The 26447-nt window shown below is 38.7% G+C and carries 22 protein-coding genes and 1 tRNA gene; 13 read left to right on the forward strand and 10 right to left on the reverse strand.

What is annotated here, in order from left to right; all coding sequences use genetic code 11:
* Window position 1: 1 nt before the first annotated feature.
* From recG to GTK47_RS03500, 6 genes are all read right to left on the reverse strand, one after another.
* Window positions 2–2089, reverse strand: coding sequence for an ATP-dependent DNA helicase RecG (gene recG, locus GTK47_RS03475; RefSeq protein ID WP_165122159.1), 2088 nt, complete (start codon window positions 2087–2089; stop codon window positions 2–4).
* Between the two features lie 4 nt (window positions 2090–2093).
* Entirely contained in the window at window positions 2094–2816 is a 723-nt protein-coding gene (gene trmH / locus GTK47_RS03480) for a tRNA (guanosine(18)-2'-O)-methyltransferase TrmH (protein ID WP_088494336.1), read from the reverse strand.
* 2 nt (window positions 2817–2818) lie between these two features.
* Window positions 2819–4945 (reverse strand): bifunctional GTP diphosphokinase/guanosine-3',5'-bis pyrophosphate 3'-pyrophosphohydrolase, encoded by a 2127-nt coding sequence (gene spoT, locus GTK47_RS03485; protein ID WP_075671312.1) that lies wholly within the window; start codon window positions 4943–4945, stop codon window positions 2819–2821.
* A gap of 29 nt (window positions 4946–4974) precedes the next feature.
* The gene (rpoZ, locus tag GTK47_RS03490; RefSeq protein WP_006534607.1) at window positions 4975–5250 is read right to left on the reverse strand and encodes a DNA-directed RNA polymerase subunit omega; all 276 of its coding nucleotides are present in this window, start codon (window positions 5248–5250) and stop codon (window positions 4975–4977) included.
* A gap of 54 nt (window positions 5251–5304) precedes the next feature.
* Window positions 5305–5928, reverse strand: coding sequence for a guanylate kinase (gmk, locus tag GTK47_RS03495; protein ID WP_023583250.1), 624 nt, complete (start codon window positions 5926–5928; stop codon window positions 5305–5307).
* Between the two features lie 305 nt (window positions 5929–6233).
* Window positions 6234–6851, reverse strand: a complete 618-nt coding sequence (locus GTK47_RS03500) for a trimeric intracellular cation channel family protein (RefSeq protein ID WP_088494339.1) — start codon at window positions 6849–6851, stop codon at window positions 6234–6236.
* Window positions 6852–6987: 136 nt separating this feature from the next.
* On the opposite strand from GTK47_RS03500, the gene GTK47_RS03505 reads away from it, so the two are divergent.
* The 3 genes from GTK47_RS03505 to GTK47_RS03515 all read left to right on the forward strand — a co-directional run bounded on the left by GTK47_RS03505 (window position 6988) and on the right by GTK47_RS03515 (window position 9808).
* Window positions 6988–8274 carry a DUF3748 domain-containing protein gene (locus GTK47_RS03505; protein ID WP_165122160.1) on the forward strand — a complete coding sequence of 429 codons (1287 nt, stop codon included), beginning with the start codon at window positions 6988–6990 and terminating at the stop codon, window positions 8272–8274.
* A gap of 216 nt (window positions 8275–8490) precedes the next feature.
* Window positions 8491–9378, forward strand: coding sequence for an endonuclease/exonuclease/phosphatase family protein (locus tag GTK47_RS03510; RefSeq protein ID WP_165122161.1), 888 nt, complete (start codon window positions 8491–8493; stop codon window positions 9376–9378).
* Window positions 9368–9808, forward strand: coding sequence for a hypothetical protein (locus tag GTK47_RS03515; RefSeq protein WP_165122162.1), 441 nt, complete (start codon window positions 9368–9370; stop codon window positions 9806–9808). Before GTK47_RS03510 ends, GTK47_RS03515 begins: the two co-directional genes overlap by 11 nt.
* 56 nt (window positions 9809–9864) lie before the next feature.
* Here GTK47_RS03515 and glyS read toward each other — a convergent pair whose 3' ends face one another.
* Both glyS and glyQ read right to left on the reverse strand, forming a co-directional pair.
* Window positions 9865–11937, reverse strand: coding sequence for a glycine--tRNA ligase subunit beta (gene glyS, locus GTK47_RS03520; RefSeq protein WP_165122163.1), 2073 nt, complete (start codon window positions 11935–11937; stop codon window positions 9865–9867).
* 9 nt (window positions 11938–11946) lie between these two features.
* A complete protein-coding gene (gene glyQ, locus GTK47_RS03525) occupies window positions 11947–12852 on the reverse strand; it encodes a glycine--tRNA ligase subunit alpha (protein ID WP_004246832.1) in 906 nt (301 codons plus the stop codon).
* A 237-nt stretch (window positions 12853–13089) separates the two neighbouring features.
* On the opposite strand from glyQ, the gene GTK47_RS03530 reads away from it, so the two are divergent.
* Complete coding sequence (locus tag GTK47_RS03530) at window positions 13090–13674, forward strand: DNA-3-methyladenine glycosylase I (protein WP_165122164.1); 585 nt, start codon at window positions 13090–13092, stop codon at window positions 13672–13674.
* A gap of 170 nt (window positions 13675–13844) precedes the next feature.
* A complete protein-coding gene (locus GTK47_RS03535; RefSeq protein ID WP_165122165.1) occupies window positions 13845–15104 on the forward strand; it encodes a valine--pyruvate transaminase in 1260 nt (419 codons plus the stop codon).
* 265 nt (window positions 15105–15369) lie between these two features.
* On the opposite strand, the gene GTK47_RS03540 is transcribed toward GTK47_RS03535, so the two are convergent.
* Window positions 15370–17028, reverse strand: a complete 1659-nt coding sequence (locus tag GTK47_RS03540) for a putative transporter (protein ID WP_165122166.1) — start codon at window positions 17026–17028, stop codon at window positions 15370–15372.
* Window positions 17029–17417: 389 nt separating this feature from the next.
* Here GTK47_RS03540 and GTK47_RS03545 point away from each other — a divergent pair, with 389 nt between their 5' ends.
* On the forward strand, window positions 17418–17753 hold the full coding sequence (locus GTK47_RS03545) for a YceK/YidQ family lipoprotein (RefSeq protein ID WP_165122167.1): 336 nt from the start codon (window positions 17418–17420) through the stop codon (window positions 17751–17753).
* Between the two features lie 61 nt (window positions 17754–17814).
* Here GTK47_RS03545 and GTK47_RS03550 read toward each other — a convergent pair whose 3' ends face one another.
* Window positions 17815–18120, reverse strand: coding sequence for a DUF5339 family protein (locus tag GTK47_RS03550; protein ID WP_165122168.1), 306 nt, complete (start codon window positions 18118–18120; stop codon window positions 17815–17817).
* Window positions 18121–18418: 298 nt separating this feature from the next.
* On the opposite strand from GTK47_RS03550, the gene GTK47_RS03555 reads away from it, so the two are divergent.
* The 7 genes from GTK47_RS03555 to GTK47_RS03585 all read left to right on the forward strand — a co-directional run bounded on the left by GTK47_RS03555 (window position 18419) and on the right by GTK47_RS03585 (window position 26298).
* A tRNA-Pro gene (locus GTK47_RS03555) sits at window positions 18419–18495 on the forward strand.
* A gap of 867 nt (window positions 18496–19362) precedes the next feature.
* Complete coding sequence (gene dppA, locus GTK47_RS03560) at window positions 19363–20970, forward strand: dipeptide ABC transporter periplasmic-binding protein DppA (protein ID WP_165126466.1); 1608 nt, start codon at window positions 19363–19365, stop codon at window positions 20968–20970.
* A gap of 165 nt (window positions 20971–21135) precedes the next feature.
* Entirely contained in the window at window positions 21136–22155 is a 1020-nt protein-coding gene (dppB, locus tag GTK47_RS03565) for a dipeptide ABC transporter permease DppB (protein ID WP_165122169.1), read from the forward strand.
* 11 nt (window positions 22156–22166) lie between these two features.
* Complete coding sequence (gene dppC / locus GTK47_RS03570; RefSeq protein ID WP_075671338.1) at window positions 22167–23069, forward strand: dipeptide ABC transporter permease DppC; 903 nt, start codon at window positions 22167–22169, stop codon at window positions 23067–23069.
* A gap of 12 nt (window positions 23070–23081) precedes the next feature.
* Entirely contained in the window at window positions 23082–24065 is a 984-nt protein-coding gene (dppD, locus tag GTK47_RS03575; RefSeq protein WP_165122170.1) for a dipeptide ABC transporter ATP-binding protein, read from the forward strand.
* Entirely contained in the window at window positions 24058–25068 is a 1011-nt protein-coding gene (dppF, locus tag GTK47_RS03580) for a dipeptide ABC transporter ATP-binding subunit DppF (RefSeq protein ID WP_165122171.1), read from the forward strand. Before dppD ends, dppF begins: the two co-directional genes overlap by 8 nt.
* Before the next feature lie 519 nt (window positions 25069–25587).
* Window positions 25588–26298, forward strand: coding sequence for a HAMP domain-containing protein (locus GTK47_RS03585; protein WP_165122172.1), 711 nt, complete (start codon window positions 25588–25590; stop codon window positions 26296–26298).
* Window positions 26299–26447: the final 149 nt, after the last annotated feature.

The following is a 26447-nucleotide window of genomic DNA, read 5'->3' on the forward strand; positions in this document are numbered from 1 at the left end:
TTTAAGCTTGGCTATATTGTGTCTTAGCTGGTAGCCAGCGTTCGATTAAGGCTTGAGAATGTTTAGGATAGTGTTGATGCAGGTAACGTGCGATACGTTGCACTTCAGGAATAAGTCCTTGGTCACGTAATAAATCAGCGACCTTAAATTGTGCATTACCTGTTTGCTTAGTCCCTAAAAGCTCACCGGGCCCACGAATTTCGAGATCTTTTTGTGCAATGACAAAACCATCATTACTATCTCTTAATACCTGTAACCGCAAGCGCGCTGTTTGAGTGAGTGGTGTTTTATATAACAAGACACAATGGGAGGCGATAGCACCTCGACCTACACGTCCACGTAATTGGTGTAACTGTGCGAGCCCTAGTCGTTCTGGGTTATCAATGATCATTAAACTGGCATTAGGCACGTCCACGCCGACTTCAATTACTGTTGTAGCAACTAAAAGTTGGAGCTCATTTTCTTTAAATGCCGCCATGACAGCTTGTTTCTCTGTGGGCTTCATTCGCCCATGTACCAATCCTACTTTGATTTCAGGGAGTGCTATTGTTAGTTCATCATAGATAACTTGGGCTGCTTGCGCTTCAAGCACTTCAGAATCTTCAATTAAGGTGCATACCCAATAGGCTTGTCGGTTCTCTTCTGTGCAAGCCAGCCTGATGCGTTCAATAATGTCATTGCGGCGAGTATCAGGGATAGCGACAGTAGTAACAGGTGTACGCCCCGGCGGTAATTCGTCGATGATAGAGGTGTCCATATCAGCATAAGCGGTCATCGCTAATGTGCGTGGGATCGGCGTTGCTGTCATCACCAATTGATGGGGGTGAAAGCCTTGTTCTTCACCTTTTTTCCATAATGCAAGGCGTTGATGCACACCAAAACGGTGTTGTTCATCAATAATGACTAAGGCTAGAGAGTGAAATTTAACTTGTTCTTGGAAAATCGCATGTGTTCCAATAATGATCGATACTTCACCATTCGCAATGGCATTTTGCTGTGTTTCGCGGGCTTTTCCTTTCTGTTTTCCTGCTAGCCAACCTACTTGGATATCAAAAGGTTCAAACCATTTTCTAAAGGTTAATGCATGTTGCTCTGCTAACAATTCTGTTGGTGCCATTAAAGCCACTTGCTTACCATTAGCAATAGCACGTAACGCACTTAATGCGGCAACTAGCGTTTTACCTGAGCCTACATCTCCTTGGATCAATCGCATCATTGGATAGTCTTTTTCTAAATCTATTTCTATCTCATTGACGACACGTTGTTGTGCATTAGTCGGGGTAAAGGGGAGAGAGGCGAGAAACTGCTGACGTAATGTTGATGTATTTGGCATAAACAATGGCTCTGCACGATAAGATTGTGCACCAGCTCTTGCATTGAGCATACCTAGATTGTGAGCCAGCAATTCTTCAATAATTAGCCTCTTTTGCGCAGGATGCTGTCCTTTCTCAAGTTCTGCAAAAGCGATATCAGGAGGTGGATTATGCAGTGTACGTAATGCTGTGGCTAGCGGGGGTAAACCGTGAATAAATTGATCGGGTAATAGTTCGTTAATAGCACAAGTATCAAGTAATTCTAACGCTTGTTCTATTAATTTACGTAATGATGTTTGGCGTAAGCCTTCTGTCGTTGAATAAATAGGAGTGAGCGTTTCTTGTAGTTTAACTTCGGAGCCAGCAACTTTGATTTTATATTCAGGGTGAATAATTTCAGGGCCTCGACTTCCTCGTTTAACTTCGCCATAAGCAGTGACCTGTTTACCTTGAGCAAGGTTATTTTTCATCGCCGCTGTAAAGTTAAAAAAGCGAAGTGTTAAAATTCCAGAGCCGTCAGAAATTTGGCAGGTCATCATTTTACGCCGACCAAAACTGACTTCAGTTCTTAAGATTTCGCCAGAAACAGTGGCAGGAATACCGGGAAGGAGATCACTGATAGCATAGAGGTGCGTTTGATCTTCATAACGCAAAGGAAGGTGGAGTAACAAATCCTCAATAGTCACAAGCCCTATTTTTGCCAGCTTGTCTGCCTGACTTGCACCTACGCCGTGAAGAGTGGTTAAGGGGATTGCATCAAGCAGTTTTCCTTTCATGGGATCAATACTCCGTCTTTTTTAATTTCCTAAGTTGTTTTTGCGTCATTTGCATTTCCGCCCACCATGACTCAGGTGCTTCAATTTCACCGCTGCCATTAATATAAGGGCGAGGCAGTCCTTTACGACGAGAAACTTCTGCCAATACTGGGTATCCGCCTTCAAAAAGAAGAATTTGTTGTTCTTCTTCTGTTAAGGTGCTCTCTGTTCGATTATACATACCCGCAGCCTGACGTTGGCGTTGTGCTTCATATAAAATGAGTGCACTAGCAACAGAAACATTCAGGGATTGTACCATTCCCATCATCGGCACAATAATATCTTGATCTGCAAGCGCGATAGCATCTTGTGAGATACCCGTTTTTTCTTGCCCCATAATAATACAAGTTGGACGAGTGTAATCAATCTCACGAAAATCAACCGCTTTATCTGAGAGATGAGTCGCAAGAACTTGCATTCCTTGGGCTCGAAAGGCGTTAACCGCTTCTGTGATAGTAGGATGAGTTTCTACATTGACCCAGCTATTACTTCCTGCTGCGGGGGAAACTAACATCCGCATTTTTTCTTCAGGCCAAATAGCATGAATTTTAGGAATGCCCACAGCGTCAGCCGTTCTTATAACAGCTGCAACATTATGGGATTTATGCACTTCTTCAAGGCAGACAGTAAGATCAGGCTGCCGCATCGCCATCATTTGGCAGATGCGGGCATATCGAATTGAATTCATGACTAGTTTTTATTACGGCTAACGCGCAGAACGTCTGGCATGATGCGAAGTTTACGCATGATATTGGCTAATTGAATTCTGTCTTTCGCAGTTAAGCGAATAAAAGCACAATATACGCGACCATCTTTCTCTTCTGTATTCATACTTTGAATACTTGAGTTAGCATCGTTAATAGCTGCGGTTAAGTTTGCTAAAGCGCCTTGGTGGTTGATCATATCGACTTTAATTTCAGTAATGAAATCGCTGTTGATCTCTTTATCCCACTCGACAGGCATGAATTTTTCAGGCTCTTTTTGATAACCACGAATATTACGACAAGATTCATGGTGAATAACTAAACCTTTACCTGGGCTAATATGTGCAACGATAGGATCACCCGGAATAGGGCGGCAACATTTAGCGAAGGAGATTAATACGCCATCAGCGCCTTTAATTGGGAGTTTAGGTGTTTCATCATTGGTTGTTTCTGTTTGTGCATTTTCATCTTGATTTTGACTATCAATCAATAAATTACGCGCAACAACAACGCTCATGGTATTACCTAAACCAATTTCAGCCATTAAGTCATCGATAGAATGAAGCTTCATACGCTTCAACTCGCGCTCAATATTTTCAGCTGAAATATCAGCAAGTTTGTGCTCACCCAATGCGTGATTAAGTAAACGACGACCTAAATTAATAGAATCTTCACGTTTTAAATTTTTCAGCAGTTGTCGGATTTTAGAGCGAGCTCTTGAACTGACAACAAAGTTTAGCCAAGCCGCATTGGGTCTTGCACCTGGAGCGGTAATAATTTCAACAGTTTGTCCGGTGCGTAGCGATTGTGAAAGTGGGTAAGGTTGTCTATCAACCCTTGCACCCACACAGGCATGACCGATATCAGTGTGTACAGCATAAGCAAAATCGACAGGAGTAGCGCCTGTTGGCAATTCAACAATGCGACCTTCTGGCGTGAAAACGTAGATTTCATCAGGAAAGAGATCTGATTTTACGTTCTCAATAAATTCAAAAGAGCTACCCGCACTTTGTTGCAATTCAAGTAAACTTTGCATCCAGCGTTGAGCTCTAACTTGTGCCGTTGTGCCCGGTTGTTCACCTTGCTCTTTATAAGCCCAATGTGCTGCAACCCCCATCTCTGCCATTTGATCCATATCTTCAGTACGAATTTGTACTTCAACAGGCACCCCATGAGGGCCAATAAGTGAAGTATGAAGAGATTGATAGCCGTTGGCTTTTGGGATTGCAATATAGTCTTTAACTCGACCGGGACGCGGTTTATAAAGACTGTGCATTTGACCTAAAACGCGATAACAGGTATCGACTTCTTTCACGATCACGCGAAAGGCGTAAATATCCATGATCGAGTGAAAACGTTGCTCTTTTAACAACATTTTTCGATAGATAGAGTAAAGGTGTTTTTCACGACCGTTAACTTTGCATTCGATATGCGCTTCTGTCAGGCGACCTTCAATTTCAGAGAGGATTTTATTAATCATCTCTTTACGGTTGCCTCGAGCTGCTTTAACGACTTCTTTGATTACACGGTAGCGATTAGGATGTAGCGCCTCGAAACCCAGCTCTTCAAGCTCTGTTTTGATATGATGTATACCTAAACGGTGTGCGAGAGGACTGTAAATTTCGAGTGTTTCGCGAGCAATACGGCGACGTTTATCTGGGCGTAATGATCCCAGTGTGCGCATATTGTGAGTTCGGTCTGCCAGCTTGATCAAAATGACGCGGATATCTTTTACCATCGCCATAATCATCTTACGGAAGTTTTCAGCCTGAGCCTCTTTTTTGTCTCTAAACTTCAATTTATCAAGTTTAGACACCCCTTCAACAAGATCGGCCACCGTACTACCAAAGAGGCTTTCGATATCTTGGAAGGTTGCAGGTGTATCTTCGATAACATCATGCAACAGCGCCGCCATCAGCGTTTGCTGGTCTAATCGCATATCTGCGAGAATACACGCAACCGCAACAGGGTGAGTAATATAAGGCTCACCACTTGAACGAGTTTGTCCCTCGTGGGCATTTCGGGCGACGATAAAGGCTTTTTTAAGTTGTTCAACTTGCTCCGATGGCAAGTATTTTTGAACGATTTGATTCAGGCTTTCAAACAGGTACAAGGCAGACCTACCCCTATTTTATAAAACGATTAACGACGACCTTCCGCAATCGCTGAAACAGCTTGTAATTCTGCTGCTTCTTGCTCTTGCTGCTCTTGGCGTTCACGAGCATCAAGAATTTTACCGTTAATCAGGCCTTCTTCGATTTCACGTAGCGCGACAACAGTCATTTTATCATTTTCTTCTGGAACTAAAGGATCTTTAGCGCCAACTTGTAACTGACGCGCACGACGTGCTGCGACCAGAACGAGGTCAAAACGGTTACCAATTTTCTCTACAGCGTCTTGAACGGTTACGCGTGCCATATTTGTGTTACTCCACCATTAACGAAATGACTGGGCATAATACTGAAAGTTAACTCAGTCTGCCAATAATTTGCTGATTAAATCACCATGTCGTAGCGTTTGACGATCAAGGCGTAATTTTTCTGAACGAATAATTGATTGTAAATCAGCAAGCGCAGTATTGAAATCATCATTAATCAGCAAATAATCATACTCATTAAAATGTTCCATTTCCGATACAGCTTGCGACATACGTTTTGTAATCACTTCTTCGCTATCTTGCCCACGTCCACGAAGTCGGCGGTAAAGCTCTTCTTTTGACGGTGGCAGAATAAAAATACTGCGAGCTTCTGGCATCGCTTTACGCACTTGCTGTGCGCCTTGCCAGTCGATATCTAAAAAGACATCTACACCACTGGCTAAGATTTCTTTGATAACTTTGCCGGATGTTCCGTAATAGTTACCAAAAACACAAGCATGTTCGAGGAAATCCCCGCTGTCTATCATGCTTTTAAATTCTTCTTCAGTAACAAAGAAGTAATGTTCACCATGGTTCTCTCCCGGTCGCATTGGGCGGGTTGTATGAGAGACAGAAACCTGAGTGTCATATAAAGGCTGTGTTTTTAACAGCGCTTGAATAAGACTTGATTTACCCGCACCGCTTGGAGCGGAAACAATATAAAGTGTTCCTTGGATCATGATGACTTTCTGAATTTGACTGGAGAATTAAGTATAAATACATGTTTAGGGAGCAAATCCCCCATATAGTATACACATACAATGAATGACATACAGTGCCCATGTTTAATACAGGGCCATTTTTTTCTTATTACATTCTATTTTCTGAATATAGAAACAAGAGAAAAATTAAACTATGTCAATATTAACATACAATTAAAGGCTCAGTGATAGGAATTACCTTTTATCACAATAGCGAAAAGAGATTATATTTTGAGATACCCCACAGAATCAAAAAGAACCGCTGTCGTTAAAACAGCGATTCGTTAATCTTGATTCTCGTAATTAAAGACAGGTAAGCCCAATTTATAACGAATAGCGAGAAGTCGAGCGGTTAACCCTGCAATTAGGGTAATGATGATAATGACGTCTCTTGGTAACGGTGTATAAAATAGTAATCCCATATAAAGCCACGCAGCACCAAAAGCGATACCGGCATAAATTTCTTTTTGGAAAACCAAAGGAATGGTATTACAAAGCATATCTCTTAATACACCACCAAAAGCACCCGTGATCACCGCCGCAATAGCAGCAATAATTGGGCCATAGTCCATATCGAGTGCGATTTGCGCACCGATAATAGAGAAAACCATTAGACCAATGGCATCTAAGATAAGAAAGAGTCGCTGAAGGTGTTTCATCATGGGGGCAACCCACATGGTGATAACTGCAGCACATGCAACAGTGACGATATATTCAGGGTGTTTTACCCAACCTAATGGGTAATGGCCGAGTAGAATGTCTCTGACAGAGCCACCACCAATGGCAGTTGCAGAGGCGATAATAATAACGCCAAAAACATCCATTTTACGACGACCAGCAGCAAGCGCACCGGTCATGGCTTCTGCAGTAATACCAATAATATAGAGAACACTAAGTAACATGATTTTCTAATTTTCTGACTATTTAGTGAGGGTAGAATAATTACCTTGCGAAAAAGTCTCGACTGAATTTTTTTAGTGCCAGGTAAAATTAATTAGTTTTTATAATGTGGAAATTTATTTCCCGATAAGGATAAATATGTCTTTTCAGGAACACCAGATTACGTTTGATCGCCGTCATCATCAGCTAACTAATATAAATGTTTGGACACCAGATAGCCAGTGGTTAGTCTATGATGTACGTCCCAATGGGGGATCTTTTACAGGTCTAACCATAGAAAAAATTCATGCGAAAACAAAACAGCAACAGATCATTTACACAGCAACACAAGGGGCACATGCAGGGGTTGCGACAGTAAGCCCAACAGAGCCCGTGCGTTATGCCTTTATTCATGGGCCAGAAAACCCAGATAATGAATGGCATTATGACTTTCATCATCGTCGAGGTGTGATTGTTGATGAGTCAGATAATAATCGTGCATTTAATATTGACGCTTGTTCGTTGACATCACCTTATCAAGCAGGTGCATTACGTGGCGGTACACATGTTCACGTCTTTAGTCCTGACGGTACGCGTTTAAGCTTTACCTACAATGATCATATTATGCATGAACTTGGTGGTGAATATGATCAACGTAATGTAGCTGTTGCTGTGCCACTAAAAGCGGTTAATGTCGCTAAAAAACATCCTCGTGAATATGACGGTGAATATTTTTGCACTGTAGTAAGCCAAACCGTTGCTCATCCACAAAAGGGAAGCGACGAAATTAATAAAGCCTATGAAGAGTGTTGGGTAGGTACTCAAGGTTATATAAAGGCTGATGGTTCACAGCAACGTTGGGCTATTGCATTTATCGGCGATACCCTGAGTGAAAATGGCGATAAAGTTGCTGATATTTTCCTCGTGGATTTACCTGATGATAATCAGGCTTTCAGTGTTGAGGGTGATAAACCATTGGCAGGAACCGATACAACAATGCCAGCAGTGGCTAAAGGCATTCATCAAGTTCGCCTAACAAATACAGCAAATAGAAAATATGCTGGTGTTTTAAATCAGCCTCGTCACTGGCTAAGAAGTTCTCCACAAGGTGATGCGATTGCTTTCTTAATGAAAGATGATAACGGTATTGTGCAGTTATATACCGTATCGCCAAGTACGAAAGAGATAAAACAAATCACCTCGCAGGATTGGGATATTCAGTCAGCCTTTACGTGGAATAGTAACGGACAATATCTCACCTTTATTTGTGATAACAGCGTGATGCTATGTAATGTGAAAACGGGTGAGTTAACTCGGTTAACTGAAAGAACAGCACAGGCACCAAGTAGTGATGCCGTCGTATTCTCTCCAGATGATCAATATATTGCATTTATGCGCGATGTTGATGGTTATCGCCAGATATTCACCGTAGAGACTAGGTTGTAACGTTTTATCGTATATAAATAAGGTATCTTAAATAATAAGATACCTTTCATTTAATAAAAAGCTAATAGTTTAAAAATGAATTAAAATATTTGTTTATTTTGATTTGTTTTATTGTTTTTTCTATTTTTATTTGTTGTGCTAAATTACTAAACTTTAGTGAGATAATAACTAGTAATATTTAAATGTAATTTATTATTAATGGAATGATATATAAAAATGGAATTAAATTTATGTTGGTGGAATATGGGATTATCCCCACCAATAAGATCAAGTAAGAAAATAGATATAGAAGATATTGGATTGGTAAAACAATATCTAAGAGAAATGATAAAAAAGAGAACGCTTGATATAGTTGCACTTTGTGAGATTTCTAAAAGGGATAACCTAGATTTCGAACAATTAGCTTGCGAATTAAATATGGAGTATATCGATTTATCAGGAAAGATAGGCCGTGTACTTATTGATATTTCTATAATGTACAATATGAATAAATTAGTATTTATCTCAAGTAAGTTTTTAACTAAACTTCAACCTGATAATAGAACAATAAGAGTGGGTGTTAGTGTTTCATTTAAAGATCTTGAAAATCAAAAAATGATCACATTCTTTTTATCACACTGGCCATCTGTACTCAGTGCTGATGAAAAAACTAGGCGTATAGCTGCTCAAGAGTTGAGAAATAGTATTGATAAACTATTTGAGAATAAAGGAAAAGATACCCAAATTATTTGTATGGGTGATTATAATACTGAACCTTATTCTGATGTCATGATTAATACACTATATGCAACAAGAGACTATCACATCATAAAAAAGAAAAGAGAACTATTATTTAATCCATTTTGGTATCTTTTGTCGGATAAGAAAACAAATAACTTAGGTACGTATTATTATAATTCGGCATCAATAAATCGATGGTATGTTTTTGACCAAATGATTTTCTCTTCTTCATTTTTATATGGAAAAGAAGATTGTTTTAAATTAGACCTCGAACAGCTTGATTTCTATCGGATCCTAAATGATGCTAATCACTGCCTCGATAATATTTTCTTTAAAAAATTTGATCATTATCCAATATTTTGTAGGGTTTCACATGAACGATGAAAATAACTTTTTTGAAAAGATAAAGGCTTCATTGGATAGAGCATCCTCTATTATTGATATAAAAAATAAAATAGAGAATAAAATAAGTATAGTTATCGAAAAGCTAGAAGTGATCACCAATAATAAAATTAAAGTATTATTTAAAGATAATCATCATTACTGTCCTAAATTTATTAATAGCGAAAGGCTTATTTGTGTTGATAAAGTAAATGTCAGTGATGAATCTGGATTTATATTATTTGGTTATAGTTTTAGTAAAATAAATGGTTTTCCTATTGAAATAGAAACGGAGATTGAATCTTTTTATGCGGAGGATATTGATGATTTACTGCATATTATTGTAAATATCATTGATAGAGAGTCGATAAGAATTATGGAACTTGTTCATCATCCTCTAAAAGATAATTCGAGTAAAAATAATGATGTTTGATAAAAAAACCGGCATTGCTTTCACAGTGCCGGTTTATGTTTTCTGGGGTTTACAATTTATTGTAAAACAGAAATATCCGCGACTTTTAAGAACAGTTCACGTAATTGGCTTAACATAGTTAAACGGTTGATACGAACAGCTTCGTCTTCATCCATTACCATAACTTTATCAAAGAAGTTATTGACCACATCACGCAATGAGGCAAGTTCAACTAGTGCTTCTTGATACTTGCGCTCTGCAAATAATGGTGCCAATTTATCTTGTAATACAGAAAGATTAGCCGCTAATTGAACTTCTTCTGGTGCTTTTAAGACGGAAGCTAAAACAGTGTCATTCAGTTTTACATCAGCGGATTTTGCTAAGATGTTAGAAACACGTTTATTGGCTTCTGCTAATGCAGAGGCTTCGTCTAATGTGCGGAAGTAAGTGACTGCTTTAACGCGAGCATTAAAGTCAGCAGGTTGTGTTGGACGACGTGCTAATACAGCTTGAATAGTATCAATGCTGTAACCCAATTCTTGATACCAAGAACGGAAACGACCTAACATAAACTCAACCACATCACTGACCACATTTTTATTAGTCAGTTTGTCACCGTAAAGGCGAACCGCTTCTTGTGTCAGCGCTTCAATATCTAACGGTAAATCTTGCTCAACGATAATACGTAAAACACCCAGTGATGCACGACGTAGAGCAAATGGGTCTTTATCCCCTTTAGGATGTTGACCAATACCGAAAATACCCGCAAGTGTATCCATCTTCTCTGCAATAGCGAGGGCGCTAGCAACAGGATTAGAAGGTAATTCATCACCCGCGAAACGAGGCTGATATTGTTCTTTTAATGCAACCGCGACTTCTTCGGCTTCACCATCATGACGCGCATAATGCATACCCATAACACCTTGGGTATCTGTGAATTCGAACACCATATTGGTCATTAAGTCACATTTTGACAGTAAACCTGCACGGGTTGCTTTATTAACATCAGCACCCATTTTGCCAGCAATAAAGCCGGCTAATGCTTGAATACGGTCTGTTTTATCACGCAGTGTGCCTAAATCTTTCTGGAATAATACGGTTTCAAGGCGTGGTAAGTTATCTTCTAAACGTTGTTTACGGTCAGTTTTGAAGAAGAACTCAGCATCAGCTAAACGAGGACGCACTACTTTTTCGTTACCGCTAATGATCTGTTGTGGATCAGAAGATTCAATATTAGTGACGAAAATAAAGTTAGGTAATAATTTGCCTTGCTTGTCATAAACGGGGAAGTATTTTTGGTCACCTTTCATGGTATAAACCAGTGCTTCAGCAGGAACTTCGAGGAATTTTTCCTCAAATTTTGCTGTTAACACAACTGGCCATTCAACCAATGAAGTAACTTCTTCGACTAAACTATCGCTTAAATCGGCAATACCGCCAAGTTTTTCAGCCGCAAGACGAGCATCATGAAGAATAATTGATTTACGCGTTTCGTAATCAGCGATAACTTTTCCGCGCTCATAAAGAATTTCAGGATACTGATCTGCATTATCAATAGTGAATTCAGCTTCACCCATAAAACGGTGGCCACGAATAACACGATCGCTTTGGATACCTAAAATTTCACCATCAATAACGGTATCACCTAATAATAAGGTGACGGTATGAACAGGGCGTACAAAGTGAGTTTCTTTATCACCCCAGCGCATTAATTTTGGAATTGGTAATTTTGATAATGCATTGCTTACCATGCCAATTAGTAATTGGTTAACAGCTTCACCTTTTACTTCTGCACGATAAAATAACCATTCACCTTTATCTGTTGATAAACGTTCTGCTTGGTCAACAGTAATGCCACACCCTCTTGCCCAACCTTCAGCCGCTTTTGTTGGCTTACCATCAGCGTCAAATGCTTGAGCAATCGCAGGACCACGTTTTTCAATGGTTCTATCTGCTTGAGATTTCGCCATATTAGCCACTTTAATGGCCAAACGGCGAGGAGTTGCAAACCAAGATACATCACCATGAGTGATATTGGCGTTATCCAGCTCAGCAGTAAAATTAGCAGCAAAAGATTCGGCTAAAGAACGAAGCGCTTTCGGCGGTAATTCTTCTGTGCCGATTTCCACAAGGAAAGTCTCAGTTGTCATGATAGCCTCTTACTTTTTACACATAGGGAAACCAAGGGCTTCACGAGAAGCATAATATGCTTCAGCAACCGCTTTGGTTAAAGTACGGATACGTAAAATATAACGCTGACGCTCTGTCACAGAGATAGCTTTACGTGCATCCAATAAGTTAAAGGTGTGTCCCGCTTTTAAAATACGTTCATAGGCAGGTAAAGGCAGAGGTTTTTCTAACTCTAACAACTCACGAGCTTCTTTTTCATATTGCTCAAAGCAAGAGAACAGGAAGTCTACGTCGGCGTATTCAAAGTTATAGGTTGATTGCTCAACTTCGTTTTGATGATAGATATCACCATAGGTGGTTTTACCTAATGGACCATCACACCAAACTAAGTCATAAACGCTATCAACACCTTGAATATACATGGCAAGACGTTCTAAGCCGTAAGTGATTTCACCTGTAACAGGTTTGCACTCTAATCCACCTACTTGTTGGAAATAGGTAAACTGTGTCACTTCCATGCCGTTGAGCCAAACTTCCCAGCCTAAGCCCCAAGCACCTAAAGTTGGGTTCTCCCAGTTATCTTCCACAAAACGAATATCATGAATTGTTGGGTCTAAACCTAATTCTCTTAATGAGCCAAGATAAAGTTCCTGAATATTATCAGGTGATGGCTTAATGATAACTTGGAATTGGTAATAGTGCTGTAAGCGGTTAGGGTTTTCACCGTAACGTCCGTCTGTTGGACGACGAGAAGGTTGCACATAAGCCGCAGCGATAGGCTCTGGGCCTAATGCACGTAAACAAGTCATTGGGTGTGATGTTCCTGCACCCACTTCCATATCTAATGGTTGGACAATGGTACAGCCCTGGCGAGCCCAGTAATCCTGTAGTGTCAGGATAAGACCTTGAAAGGTTTTGGTATCAAACTTTTGCATGTTATATCCGCATGGCGATACATAGAATAAAAAGAAAGGTTTCAGTATACCTTCTAGACGAAAGATATACAGCAAGGAATGCGGGCAATTTTCCCTCGATCAAAAAAATAATCCCTTAATTGAGTTTATGACTATGCTCAAAGAATTAGATTGAATTTTTTTCACCTATTTACATGTGTATTTATACAGTATATAAAATGGTGCTATTACAAGTTATTGGTAACAAGGAATGAAAAAATGAATAAACAGCGTTGCGATTGGGTAACCAGTGATCCCGAATATTTGGCATATCATGATGATGAATGGGGTAAAGCTGAACGAGATAAATACAAGCTTTTTGAAATGATCTGTCTTGAAGGTCAACAAGCTGGGTTATCTTGGTATACCGTACTTAAGAAAAGAGAAGGTTATCGTCGCTGTTTTTTTAATTTTTCACCCGAAAAAATTGCCAAAATGACAGATAAGGATGTTGAAGCTTTATTACAAGATCCCGCAATTATTCGTCATCAAGGAAAAATTAACGCCATTATTAATAACGCCCGTATTTTCATGGCAATGGAAGAACAAGGCGAAGATTTTAGTCAGTTTATTTGGCAATTTGTTGATAATAAACCCATTATTAATCAGTGGAACAATATTTCCCAAGTGCCCGCGTCCACTGAAATCTCAGATAAAATGGCAAAAGCGTTGAAGAAAAAAGGCTTTAAATTTGTTGGTACAACAACTTGCTACGCTTTTATGCAATCTGTTGGTATGGTTGATGACCATATTCTCTCTTGTTTTTGCCGCCAAGAAGAGAGTGAAAACGCCAATAAAAAGTAAAATATGAGTTGAGTTATCTTTAATCTAGAGTGTTATTGATTTTATATTTCAATATTTAAAATCATATTAATATTACTACTCTATCATTTAGATTATAACTATTGATGCCAGTTAAAGCTCGCGGTATGGTATTTCTTAACGAGAAAGCAACATAGAAGATACCTGCAAAGATGACTCAACTATCACAATTTGGGCAAAAGTTTGCTCAGCACTCAGGCATTGCTCGCTTGATGCAAGATTTAAATGAAGGAATACGCACACCCGGTGCTGTGATGCTAGGGGGCGGGAATCCTGCTCATATTCCTGAAATGGATAACTATTTTCGCCAATTACTTAAAGAGATGACCGAAAATGGCTCATTAAGTGATGCGGTTTGTAACTATGATGGCCCACAAGGCAAAGATGCTATGTTACAAGCGTTGGCGGCATGTTTAAAACAGAAGCTAGGCTGGAATATTTCGGCAAAAAATATTGCATTAACTAATGGCAGTCAAAGTGCTTTTTTCTATCTATTTAATTTATTAGGTGGCACAACTAAAGATGGGAAGAAACGTAAAATTCTTTTCCCAATTGCCCCTGAATACATTGGTTATACTGATTCTGGGTTAGAAGAAGATCTGTTTGTTGCGAATAAGCCAACAATAGAAATGTTGCCGAATGGGCAATTTAAATATCATGTCGATTTTACTCATCTTGAAATTGGTGATGATATTGCTGCTATTTGTGTTTCTAGACCAACCAATCCAACGGGTAATGTAATTACTGATGATGAAGTTGAAAAGCTAGAGGCTTTAGCTAAACGGCACAATATCCCTCTGATTATAGATAATGCTTACGGTGTTCCTTTTCCGGGTATTATTTTCACTCAAGCTACACCTCGTTGGAATGACAACACTATCCTTTGTATGAGCCTGTCTAAGCTAGGCTTACCGGGAGCACGTTGTGGTATTATTATCGCCAATGAAGAGCTGATTTCAGCCATTACAAATGTTAATGGCATTATTAGCCTCGCACCCGGTGGAATTGGGCCTGCAATGGCATTAGAGATGCTAAAACGTGATGATTTAATGCGGTTATCTCAAGATGTAATAGGGCCGTTCTATCATCAACGAGTACTTGAAACTATTAATATTATCCGCCGTTACTTACCTGAAGAACGTTGTCTTATTCATAAGCCTGAAGGTGCAATCTTTTTATGGCTTTGGTTTAAAGATTTACCTGTTTCTTGTGAAGAGCTTTACCGTCGTTTGAAAAAACGTGGTGTATTAATGGTGCCGGGACATTACTTCTTTCCGGGATTAGAAGATTCATGGGCTCACGCTCATCAATGTATGCGGATGAATTACGTACCTGAACCTGAATTGATTGAGAAAGGAATAAAAATTCTGGCTGAAGAAATCGAGAACATCTATCAGCCAGTGAATATCTAATAAAAATGCCCCTTCAGCGAGAAGAAGGGGCAAAGACAATAACGAGGACTTTTGAGCATAAGTTTGACGGAAAGAAATTGATTACTAAAAATTTAGCAATCCGTCTCAATCTAAATTTCTTAGCACGAGAACTATTAAAACAGACATTTATAAAATCTATGGCTTAAATAAGAGCCATTCATTGCCTTAATTATCCCTCTGCTAAGCCAAATGTAGATTTTGATAACAAATTTGGTTCAACTGTTTAATATATTTATTATTTTTACTACAAAGTCCATATAATAAGTGCCATTAATTGTGGTGTTATGATGCGTAAAAACATTGCTAAAGGGTAAACTGTGGCATAGGAGAGCGCGGCAGCCCCACTTGAGCTATGAATTGAGTTTGCGAAAGCTAATGCAGGGGGATCGGTCATTGAACCTGCCAACATTCCGCAGAGGCTTAAATAATTAAGCTTAAAGAAGACTCTGGCAATCACACCAACAATCAATAACGGTAATAATGTAATCAAAATACCATAACCAATCCAACTCAAGCCTTGACCATAAATTAAGGTTTCGACAAATTCACCGCCAGAGTTTAACCCTACCACAGCAAGAAACATGACAATTCCTAATTCTCGCAATGCCAAGTTTGCACTTGGAGGCATAAACCAATAAAGCTTACCAAATGTACCAATACGTCCTAAAATTAAGGCAACAACAAGAGGACCACCAGCCAAACCTAATTTAAGTGCCACAGGAATACCGGGAATAAAAATAGGAATAGAGCCAAGTAAAACCCCTAAGCCGATACCAATAAAGACAGGAAGCATCTGAACTTGTTCTAATTTCTGACGGGCGTTACCTAACAGGACTGTAATGGCTTCAATAGACTCAGGGCGTCCAACGACATTAAGAATATCCCCGAATTGCAACATACTATTATTGCTTGGAATAAGTTCGATACCCGCGCGGTTCAATCGAGTCACTACAACATCGTATTTTCTTTTAAGATCCAGATCTTTTAAACGTTTACTGAGCACGGAATCATTCGTTACGACGACTCGTACTGATTGAAGTAAATTTGTTGATGTTGAAAGTGAAGCATCGACCTCCTCACCAAGTACTAGACGTACTTTATTGAGATCTTCTTTTGAACCCACAATATGCAGTAAATCCCCCAACTGAATAATCGTTGAAGGCATAGGTACCATAATGTTATCTCCACGCTTTAAGCGGGAGCAGACGATGGCATCTTCATTGAGCAGAGGAATATCTTGCATTAATAAGCCATCTAAATTGGGGTTTTTAATCGCAATATTAATGGTATGTAGTGCATCTTTAGTACTGTGTTGTTGGTTACTAAAGGCTTTTGCTTCTTCATCAATGTTGATTTTAAAGAACACACGAATAAGCCACATTACTAGCAGAATGCCACAGATACCCATAGGATAGGCCATGGCATAGCCCATCCCCATTTGCCCCACAGAAGCCGGATCAATATGCAGATCTGTCAGTATTTGTTGCCCAGCACCTAAAGACGGGGTGTTGGTGACAGCACCAGAAAAAATACCCAAAATAATAGGTAAAGGAACGTCAAATAGGCGATAAATAGAAGCGGTTATGACTGAGCCAAGAAGAATAATTAAGATGGCGAAGGCGTTTAGTTTTAAGCCTGAAACACGCAATGAGGAGAAAAAACCTGGGCCGACTTGGATACCAATGGTATAAACAAAAAGAATAAGTCCAAATTCTTGAATAAAATGAAGAGTTTGTGCATTAAGTGAAAAGTTATAGTGCTGAGCAAAGTGGCCAATAATAATTCCACCAAAAAGAACACCGCCTATCCCTAGGCTGACTCGATAGATTTTGATATTGCCAATCCAAAGACCTAGAGCGCCTGCTAATGACAACATCACCATTGTTAATGCAATATCACTCATAAAAAGATCCTGTACCCAAAAATAAAAATGAGAAAATTTGAGCTAAAACGATAAACCTATTTTGGCAAAGAATCATGAAAGTCGCTGTGTCTTATCGCACAGATTCAACATATATAGAGATTAAAAGAACAAGAAAGGTAAATATAGAGTTAAAGTGTTTATTTAAAATAATGAGGGTTGAATTTTAATATCATCGAAACATAATAATTAATAATATTATTATGCTTTTTTTAATTAGATAAAGTGAAACATTTTCACGCTAGACTTATTTATTTAATAACTAAAAAATTAAGCTTTTTTATATCATCTTTCTCTTGTCCTGTAAGAGAAAACAGGTTTAACTATATGATAAAAAGCGTTGACTACAGATCTCGTTTTATAGGTGCCCTATGATATTTAGAACAACAAGTAAAAATTTAACATTAGTCACATTTTTGACGACATTACTAACAGGTTGCTCAAGTGTTATGACCCATGCAGGCCCGAATAAAGAACTTTATTCAGGGACAAAAAATAACATGACAATGCTAAAAGATGATGAAACTGGATGGGCAATGAAACCATTGGTTATTCTCGATCTCCCTTTTAGTGCCGTATTAGATACTTTATTATTACCTTATGATTATTATACTCAGGGTGATGATAAAAGTGATAATTCTCCTAAAGAACGCATAAAAAGATTGGAAAATACGACTGCGAATAATAATCATGAAAATAAGAATTAATATCAAATTAATGACTAAATAATAAATAAGTAATTATATTTAGTCATTACTGTTTATTTGATTATTTATTTAGTAGCGTTTCTTCTTTAGGTCCAAACATTTTATTCAAACTATTAAGCTCTTGCATTTCCTTGTCACATATTACTTTTTGTTCTGCCAGAGGTGCTGTCATTATCTGCTTTTTGCTTTGCTCAAAGTTAGCCTTAATCTCCGGCATATTATGTTTCAGATCTTCTCTTTGAGAAATGTACTGAATAAATTTATCCGCTTCTTTAAAGTACACTCTGCAAGCATGAGTTGTAGATGCTTGAGCTGGAAGTGTGGTTGACAATAAAAGTAATGCGACACCCCACCAACATTGTTTCATTCTCTAAACTACCTACCTTATTTGACATAAGGGAATTATATAAAAAGCACACTAATTAGACGATAATAATTAATAATAAATTTGTTATTTTTTTTCATGTTTTATGAGTAACGTAAAGAAAGCCATAATAAAACGAAGATAGACAGATGAGCTTGTTACAATAACGCTAAAATTCATCTCTTTTTATGATAAAAAAGTTAAAAATCAACCATTTTGGTTGAAAACCATACGAACAGTCAGGGGATACTAAAAAAGTATTGACGGAGTGGGTTTCTGGCAGTAAGATGCACCTCGTTTTCGGCGAGTAGCGCAGCCTGGTAGCGCAACTGGTTTGGGACCAGTGGGTCGGAGGTTCGAATCCTCTCTCGCCGACCATATTAAGAAACCCCGCTTTCAAAGCGGGGTTTTGTCGTTTTAGTCTTACCAAAAATACCTCACTCTTATTTTTGATTTCACCATAAACGGTGTTTTCTCTCGATCATCTTACTTCTATCTTATCTCTATCTCTATCTGCATTCCAAACTCCCATACAACTCAGAAACAGAGAACCGTGGAAATATTTTCCAAATCAAGATAAATATTGGCTGAAAAAGCAGTGGATTTAGCTGGCCTATAAAGTTGCTTAGGCATTAAATCATTTTAGAAGTTTTTTAATAAACAGCCTAAAGACATCTGTAAATTTTCTTCCAACGCCACTTTTTATGGGCGATAGAACTTCTGATAATGCTTAAAGAATATAAATTTTTCACTATGAAAGAATTAAAATCATTAATAACAGACTGAATTTCATGGCCTTATCTAGTTAAGTGATTCGCTAAGAGCTAAAAGTTGATACTTTTCACTCTATTTGCCTGATTAAAACTAAAATCAGGATCCTCTGATAAGGTAATTATTTTTCTTCTATAACAGAATAAAGCACCAAGTTCTTTGTTTCATTTCAAAATATTCGTTCAATATTTAAGCGGTTAATCACAAATTATGGCTTTTTTTTAAAAAGTCATTTCACTTAATGATTTCTTAATATGTGGTTTTATTGACTAGATATTAGGCAAGGACTTATTTTTTTATTCTGAGTTTGTTCAATATTTGTTTCATTTGTGTTTATAACTGGTTCTTTTTACCTTCTAACACCTTATTGACGTAAGGGGATACAGTTGGTTAATTGAACAATGACAAAATAAAAAGGTATTCCGTTTTTAAACAGGAAACCAAAACACAACAGAACAATTTCGGAGAGTAATGATGAAAAGCTCCAAAAAACAGACAGGAATTTTAACCGCCACAATGGGATTGCTAGCATTAGCTGTTTCTGCGGGTGTGCAGGCAAAAACATTGGTGTATTGCTCTGAAGGCTCACCTGAAGGATTTAACCCTCAGCTATTTACTTCTGGAACAACCTATGACGCAAGTTCAGTGCCTATTTATGACCGTTTAGTTGAATTTAAACTGGGTACAACAGAAATCATTCCAGGCTTAGCTGAAAGCTGGGATGTGAGTGATGATGGCAAAGTGTATACCTTCCATTTACGTCAAGGCGTAAATTGGCATAGTAGTAAAACCTTTAAGCCAACACGTGAATTTAATGCAGATGACGTGATGTACACGTTTATGCGTCAAATGGATCCGAAACATCCTTACCATAAAGTGTCTGGCGGAAGTTATGAATACTTCTCGGGAATGGATATGAACAACATGATCGAGAAAATCGAGAAGGTTGATGATCATACCGTTCGTTTTGTTTTAACACGTTCAGAAGCGCCTTTTATTGCTGATATGGCAATGGACTTTGCTTCTATATTATCTGCTGAATACGCAGATAATATGATGAAGGCAGGTACACCTGAAAAAGTAGACTTAGACCCTATCGGTACAGGGGCTTTCCAATTACAGCAATATCAAAAAGATTCTCGTATTCTTTATAAAGCGAATGACCAATATTGGGGTAAAAAACCAGATATTGATCGTTTAGTCTTTTCTATTACACCTGATGCTTCTGTGCGTTATGCCAAATTGCAAAAAGGTGAGTGTCACGCAATGCCTTTCCCAAATCCTGCTGATATTGCGAAGATGAAACAAAATAGCGATATCAACCTATTAGAGCAACCAGGCTTAAATGTGGGTTATATCTCTTTTAACGTTGAGAAAAAACCACTGGATAACCAAAAGGTTCGCCAAGCATTGAGTATGGCGGTAAATAAAGACGCCATTATTGAAGCTGTTTATCAAGGCGCAGGCCAGAAAGCGAAAAACCTCATCCCTCCTACAATGTGGGGTTATAACGACGATATCGTTGATTACGAATATAACCCTGAAAAAGCCAAAGCATTACTAAAAGAAGCGGGCCTTGCAGATGGTTTTACTATCGATTTATGGGCAATGCCAGTACAACGCCCTTACAATCCAAATGCTCGCCGTATGGCTGAAATGGTACAAGCAGATTGGGAAAAAATTGGTGTTAAAACCAAGATTGTAAGTTACGAGTGGGGCGAATATCTCAAACGTGCTAAATCCGGTGAACACCAAGCCGTGATGATGGGTTGGACGGGAGATAATGGGGATCCAGATAACTTCTTCGCTACGCTATTTAGTTGTGCAGCAAAAGAGCAAGGCTCGAACTATTCAAAATGGTGCTATAAGCCATTTGAAGATCTGATCCAACCTGCTCGAGTCGCAGCCGATCACGACAAGCGTGTTGAACTCTACAAACAAGCTCAAGTTGTTATGCATGATCAAGCACCTGCTCTGATTATTGCTCACTCGACCGTTTATGAACCAGTGAGTAAAAAAGTAGAAAACTACGTGGTTGATCCGTTAGGCAAACATCACTTCGAGAATGTCTCTCTTAAATAATAGCAATACCTAATCATTGGATTGCCTTAAGTACGGTGTCTTTCTTTATGAAAGGCACCGCTATTCAATAATAACGAATACATTCAGTACACTGTGGGCGCAGGGGACTTTCCCCTGATTTATCAGCGCTATCTTTTAGCTGATGTTTGAAAAGAGAATTAGGATATGCTGCAATTTATCCTTCAACGTTTGGGACTTGTGATCCCTACGTTTATCGGAATTACATTACTGACGTTTATTTTCGTCCATCTTATTCCCGGTGATCCAGTAATGATTATGGCGGGTGAACGAGGCCTTTCTCCAGAGCGTCATGCTTATTTAATGGCAGAATTAGGGCTGGATAAGCCTTTATGGCAACAATATATCAATTACCTAAATGGCATTCTCCATGGTGATTTGGGTATCTCATTAAAAAGCCGCATTCCTGTATGGGATGAATTTTTACCTCGCTTTAAAGCCACTTTAGAACTTGGCGTTTGCGCCATGATTTTTGCGGTTTCAGTTGGGATCCCTGTTGGTGTTTTAGCTGCGGTAAAACGCGGGTCTATCTTTGATCATACTGCGATTAGTGTGTCATTAGCAGGATACTCGATGCCAATCTTCTGGTGGGGGATCATGTTAATCATGTTAGTGTCTGTGAAATTAGACCTAACACCTGTCTCTGGACGTCTTGCTGATAGCGTCTTTTTAGATGACAGTAATCCACTTACTGGATTTATGCTGATTGATACCTTTATTTGGGGTGAGGAAGGGGATTTCTTAGATGCCATTCATCACATCATTTTACCTGCCATTGTATTAGGAACCATTCCTTTAGCCGTTATCGTGCGTATGACGCGCTCTTCTATGCTTGAAGTATTAGGCGAAGATTATATTCGTACTGCAAGAGCAAAAGGCTTAAGCCGTGCTCGCGTCATTCTTATCCACGCATTACGTAATGCAATGTTGCCTGTTGTCACCGTTATTGGATTACAAGTCGGGACAATGCTGGCTGGCGCAATCTTAACAGAAACCATTTTCTCATGGCCGGGATTAGGACGCTGGTTGATTGATGCTTTACAACGACGTGACTACCCCGTTGTTCAAGGTGGTGTGCTTTTAATTGCAACGATGATTATCTTCGTCAATCTGTTGGTTGATGTTCTTTATGGCATTGTGAATCCTCGTATTCGCCATAAAAAATAAGGAATGCATAAATGACTGAAAATAAAGTAACACCGGTCATCAGTGCACCGGCTCCCATGACGCCCTTTCAAGAATTCTGGCATTACTTTAAACAAAATAAAGGTGCTGTTGTTGGGTTAATCTATATTGTAATTATGTTGCTTATTGCATCACTTGCAGGTTTTCTTGCACCTCATGCCCCTAATGAGCAATTTCGAGATTTCTTATTGGCTCCTCCTGTTTGGCAAGAAGGCGGAAGCTGGCAATTTATTCTGGGTACAGATGATGTTGGCCGCGATATTCTTTCGCGCTTAATGTTTGGTGCTCGCCTTTCATTATTGGTGGGCTGTATTGTTGTCGTACTGTCACTTATTTTAGGGATCATTCTAGGGTTGGCAGCGGGTTATTTTGGCGGTCTTGTGGATATCGGCATTATGCGTGTTGTCGACATCATGCTGGCATTACCTAGCTTATTATTGGCGTTAGTATTGGTTGCTATTTTTGGTCCCTCTATTGTTAATGCTTCTATCGCATTAACTTTTGTTGCCTTACCGCATTATGTTCGACTGACGCGTGCTGCTGTTTTAATTGAAGTTAACCGCGATTATGTGATTGCCTCTCGTGTTGCGGGCGCAGGTTCAATGCGTCAGATGTTTATCAATATCTTACCTAACTGCCTTGCACCTTTAATTGTTCAAGCCTCTTTAGGTTTTTCTAATGCAATCTTAGATATGGCGGCATTGGGCTTTCTAGGCATGGGCGCGCAACCACCAACACCTGAATGGGGAACCATGTTATCTGATGTGTTGCAATTTACACAAAGTGCATGGTGGGTTGTGACGTTTCCTGGTCTAGCGATTTTGTTTACCGTATTAGCCTTTAACTTAATGGGTGATGGTTTACGAGATGCGCTTGATCCGAAATTAAAGCAGTAACGGAGTAAGAACATGGCATTACTAAATATTAATCAATTATCTGTTCACTTTGGTGATGAAGATACTCCGTTTAAAGCGGTAGACCGAATTAGCTATCAGGTTGAAGAAGGGCAAGTAGTCGGCATTGTAGGGGAATCTGGTTCGGGTAAATCTGTTAGCTCGTTGGCGATTATGGGGCTTATTGATTTTCCGGGGCGAGTGAGCGCACAAGAGCTTTATTTTGATGGTAGAGATCTTATGAAAATCTCTGAATCAGAGCGACGCAATTTAGTCGGTGCTGATGTTGCGATGATTTTCCAAGATCCAATGACAAGCTTGAATCCTTGCTTTACGGTTGGCTATCAAATTATGGAAGCGTTAAAAGTCCATCAAGGTGGAAGTCGTAAAACACGTAAACAACGTGCTATCGACCTCTTAACGCTGGTGGGTATTCCTGATCCAGCTTCTCGCTTAGATGTTTATCCACACCAGCTTTCAGGGGGAATGAGTCAGCGTGTTATGATTGCCATGGCAATTGCTTGTCGCCCTAAGTTATTGATTGCTGATGAACCGACCACTGCGCTGGATGTGACTATTCAGGCTCAAATTATAGAGCTTTTGCTCGACTTACAAAAACAAGAAAATATGGCACTAGTGTTGATCACTCATGATTTAGCATTAGTGGCAGAAGCTGCGGACACAATTATTGTGATGTATGCGGGGCAAGTGGTGGAATCAGGAAAAGCATCAGAAATTTTTAAAGCGCCTCGTCATCCTTATACTCAAGCATTATTAAGAGCTCTTCCCGAGTTCGCGAGTAATAAAGCGAGATTAGCATCACTACCGGGCGTTGTACCGGGACGTTATGATCGACCAACAGGTTGCTTACTCAATCCACGTTGCCCATACGCTCATGATGAATGTTATAAGGTTGAGCCTGAATTAAAAGAACTAGGAATGCACCGTGTGAAATGTCATACACCGTTAGATAATACAGGGAGACCAACTCATGGCTGAAGTTAATCCAAATGTATCAACTCCCCTATTAAAAGCGGTTAATTTAGCGAAGTATTACAGCGTAAAAGGCGGGCTTTTCTCAAAAGAGAGAACAGTTAAAGCCCTTGATGGTGTCTCTTTTGAATTAGAGCGCGGTAAAACCTTGGCTGTTGTTGGTGAGTCGGGATGTGGCAAATCTACATTAGGCCGATTATTAACAATGATTGAGATCCCTACTTCCGGTGAGCTTTCTTATCGTGGGCAAAATCTGTTAATTAAAGATAAATCGGCTGAGAAATTACGTCGCCAGAAGATCCAAATTGTGTTTCAAAATCCTTATGGATCATTGAACCCACGTAAAAAAGTGGGGCAAATTTTAGAAGAGCCTTTATTAATTAATACAACACTGAATGCCTCTGAGCGTAAAGAAAAAGTATTATCAATGATGGCTAAAGTTGGATTAAAAACAGAACATTATAGCCGATACCCACATATGTTTTCTGGTGGTCAACGTCAGCGTATTGCTATTGCGCGTGGTTTGATGCTTGATCCTGATATTGTGGTAGCGGATGAACCAGTTTCTGCACTGGATGTATCAGTTCGTGCCCAAGTACTGAATTTAATGATGGATCTGCAACAAGATATGGGACTCTCTTATGTGTTTATTTCCCATGATCTTTCGGTTGTTGAGCATATTGCAGATGAAGTTATTGTAATGTACTTAGGGCGTTGTGTAGAAAAAGGAACAAAAGCACAAATTTTTGAAAATCCACAACATCCTTATACTCAGGCATTATTATCAGCAACACCAAGATTGACACCTGAATTAAGGCGAGAGCGCATTAAATTAACGGGAGAATTACCAAGCCCATTAAATCCACCACCGGGTTGCGCTTTCGCTGCTCGTTGTCGTCGTGCATTTGGACCATGTAGTCAATTACAGCCAACATTAAAAGAGTATAACGGTCAACTTATTGCTTGTTTTGCAGTGGAGCAAGATAACGCTATAGTTGAAATAAAATAAACTCACCTCATTAAATAAGAACAATATATTGCTTTATATTGTTCTTATTTTTTCATTAATAATATTTAATTAATCTTAACTAAATAATCCAATAATGACTTTATAGGTATCAAATATTATATTTATATAAGTTTTTTAAAATATAAACTTCAATGGTATTAATATAAAATAATATTTTCTATTAAGAAAAATACGGTGCTTAGCATTGTGTTTTAACTTGGAGTTAAGGGTTTAATAGCGTTTAATTTTATATGCTCTGGTATTTTTTAGTGAATTGTATCTTTTAATTAATATAAAGTAGATTAGTTGTAAATAACAAAGAGAGAGTAAGATTTTATTTTTATTTTACTATTTTTATCTTATAACTATACTCAAATAATAATAATTATATATTTATCTACTTTCATTTTAATGGATGGGCGCTTTTTATAACGTTATTTTCTTTATTGAGAGTGATACATAACCACAAAAATACAGTATAATCACTCTGTTCAGACATGTATATTGGAAATAGCAACGATGAAACCTCATCTTAAACATTCATTAACAATAAAACAGATGGCCGCTGTTGCGGGCGTTACGTTGGTGACTATTGCTATTTTTATCAGTATTCAGCTTGTTTATTTGATAGATCAACGTCGTGAAGATTATCAAAATCAGCTTTTTAATGCTGGTGTAAGTATTCAGCAACCACTCGCTGATGCATTGCTACGATCAGATTTGAACGATGCTAAACAACAGATAGTTGCGCTAAAAGCAACGGGGATTTTGGGTAAAGCGATTGTCATGCAACCCGAGAATGTGCAAGTAATGAATTTAGATTTTGCACCCAAAAAAGAAGTCTCTGAATTTTCAAGTTGGCTTTTTGGTATTCCCGTTGAAGCTGTTATTCCTTTACAGCCATTAGGTATTACTTCAACAGATGATAAGTCCTATAGTGGTCATCTCATTTTACAGGCTGACACAAACCGTTTTTATCGTTTTGCCAGTAATACTGTTGCATTGATGCTAACAACATATCTATTAATGGGGCTTATTCTGACGGTTGCTATTAGTTGGTGTATTAATCGTATTGTTGTAAAACCTTTACGCCAAATCGCCGTCACCCTCAATAAAGATAGCCAAGTTTCAACGTTATCTTGTCCAAAATCACATTGTGATGATGAGATTGGTTTGCTGGTTAAAGGATATAATCATCAAAAATCTGATCAAAAATTGCCGAAGGCCTGAACCTTCTTACGCCATAATGAGTCTAATCACTATAGTGATTTCATTTCATGTTTCTGTGGTGATAAAGAATGATAATACAAAAAATAGACATCCAACATCTAACATGTCTTTTGGCACTTATTGTTAAACCTCATAAGTGGTTTAATACC

The organism is Proteus sp. ZN5 (assembly GCF_011046025.1).
Classification (GTDB): Bacteria; Pseudomonadota; Gammaproteobacteria; order Enterobacterales; family Enterobacteriaceae; genus Proteus.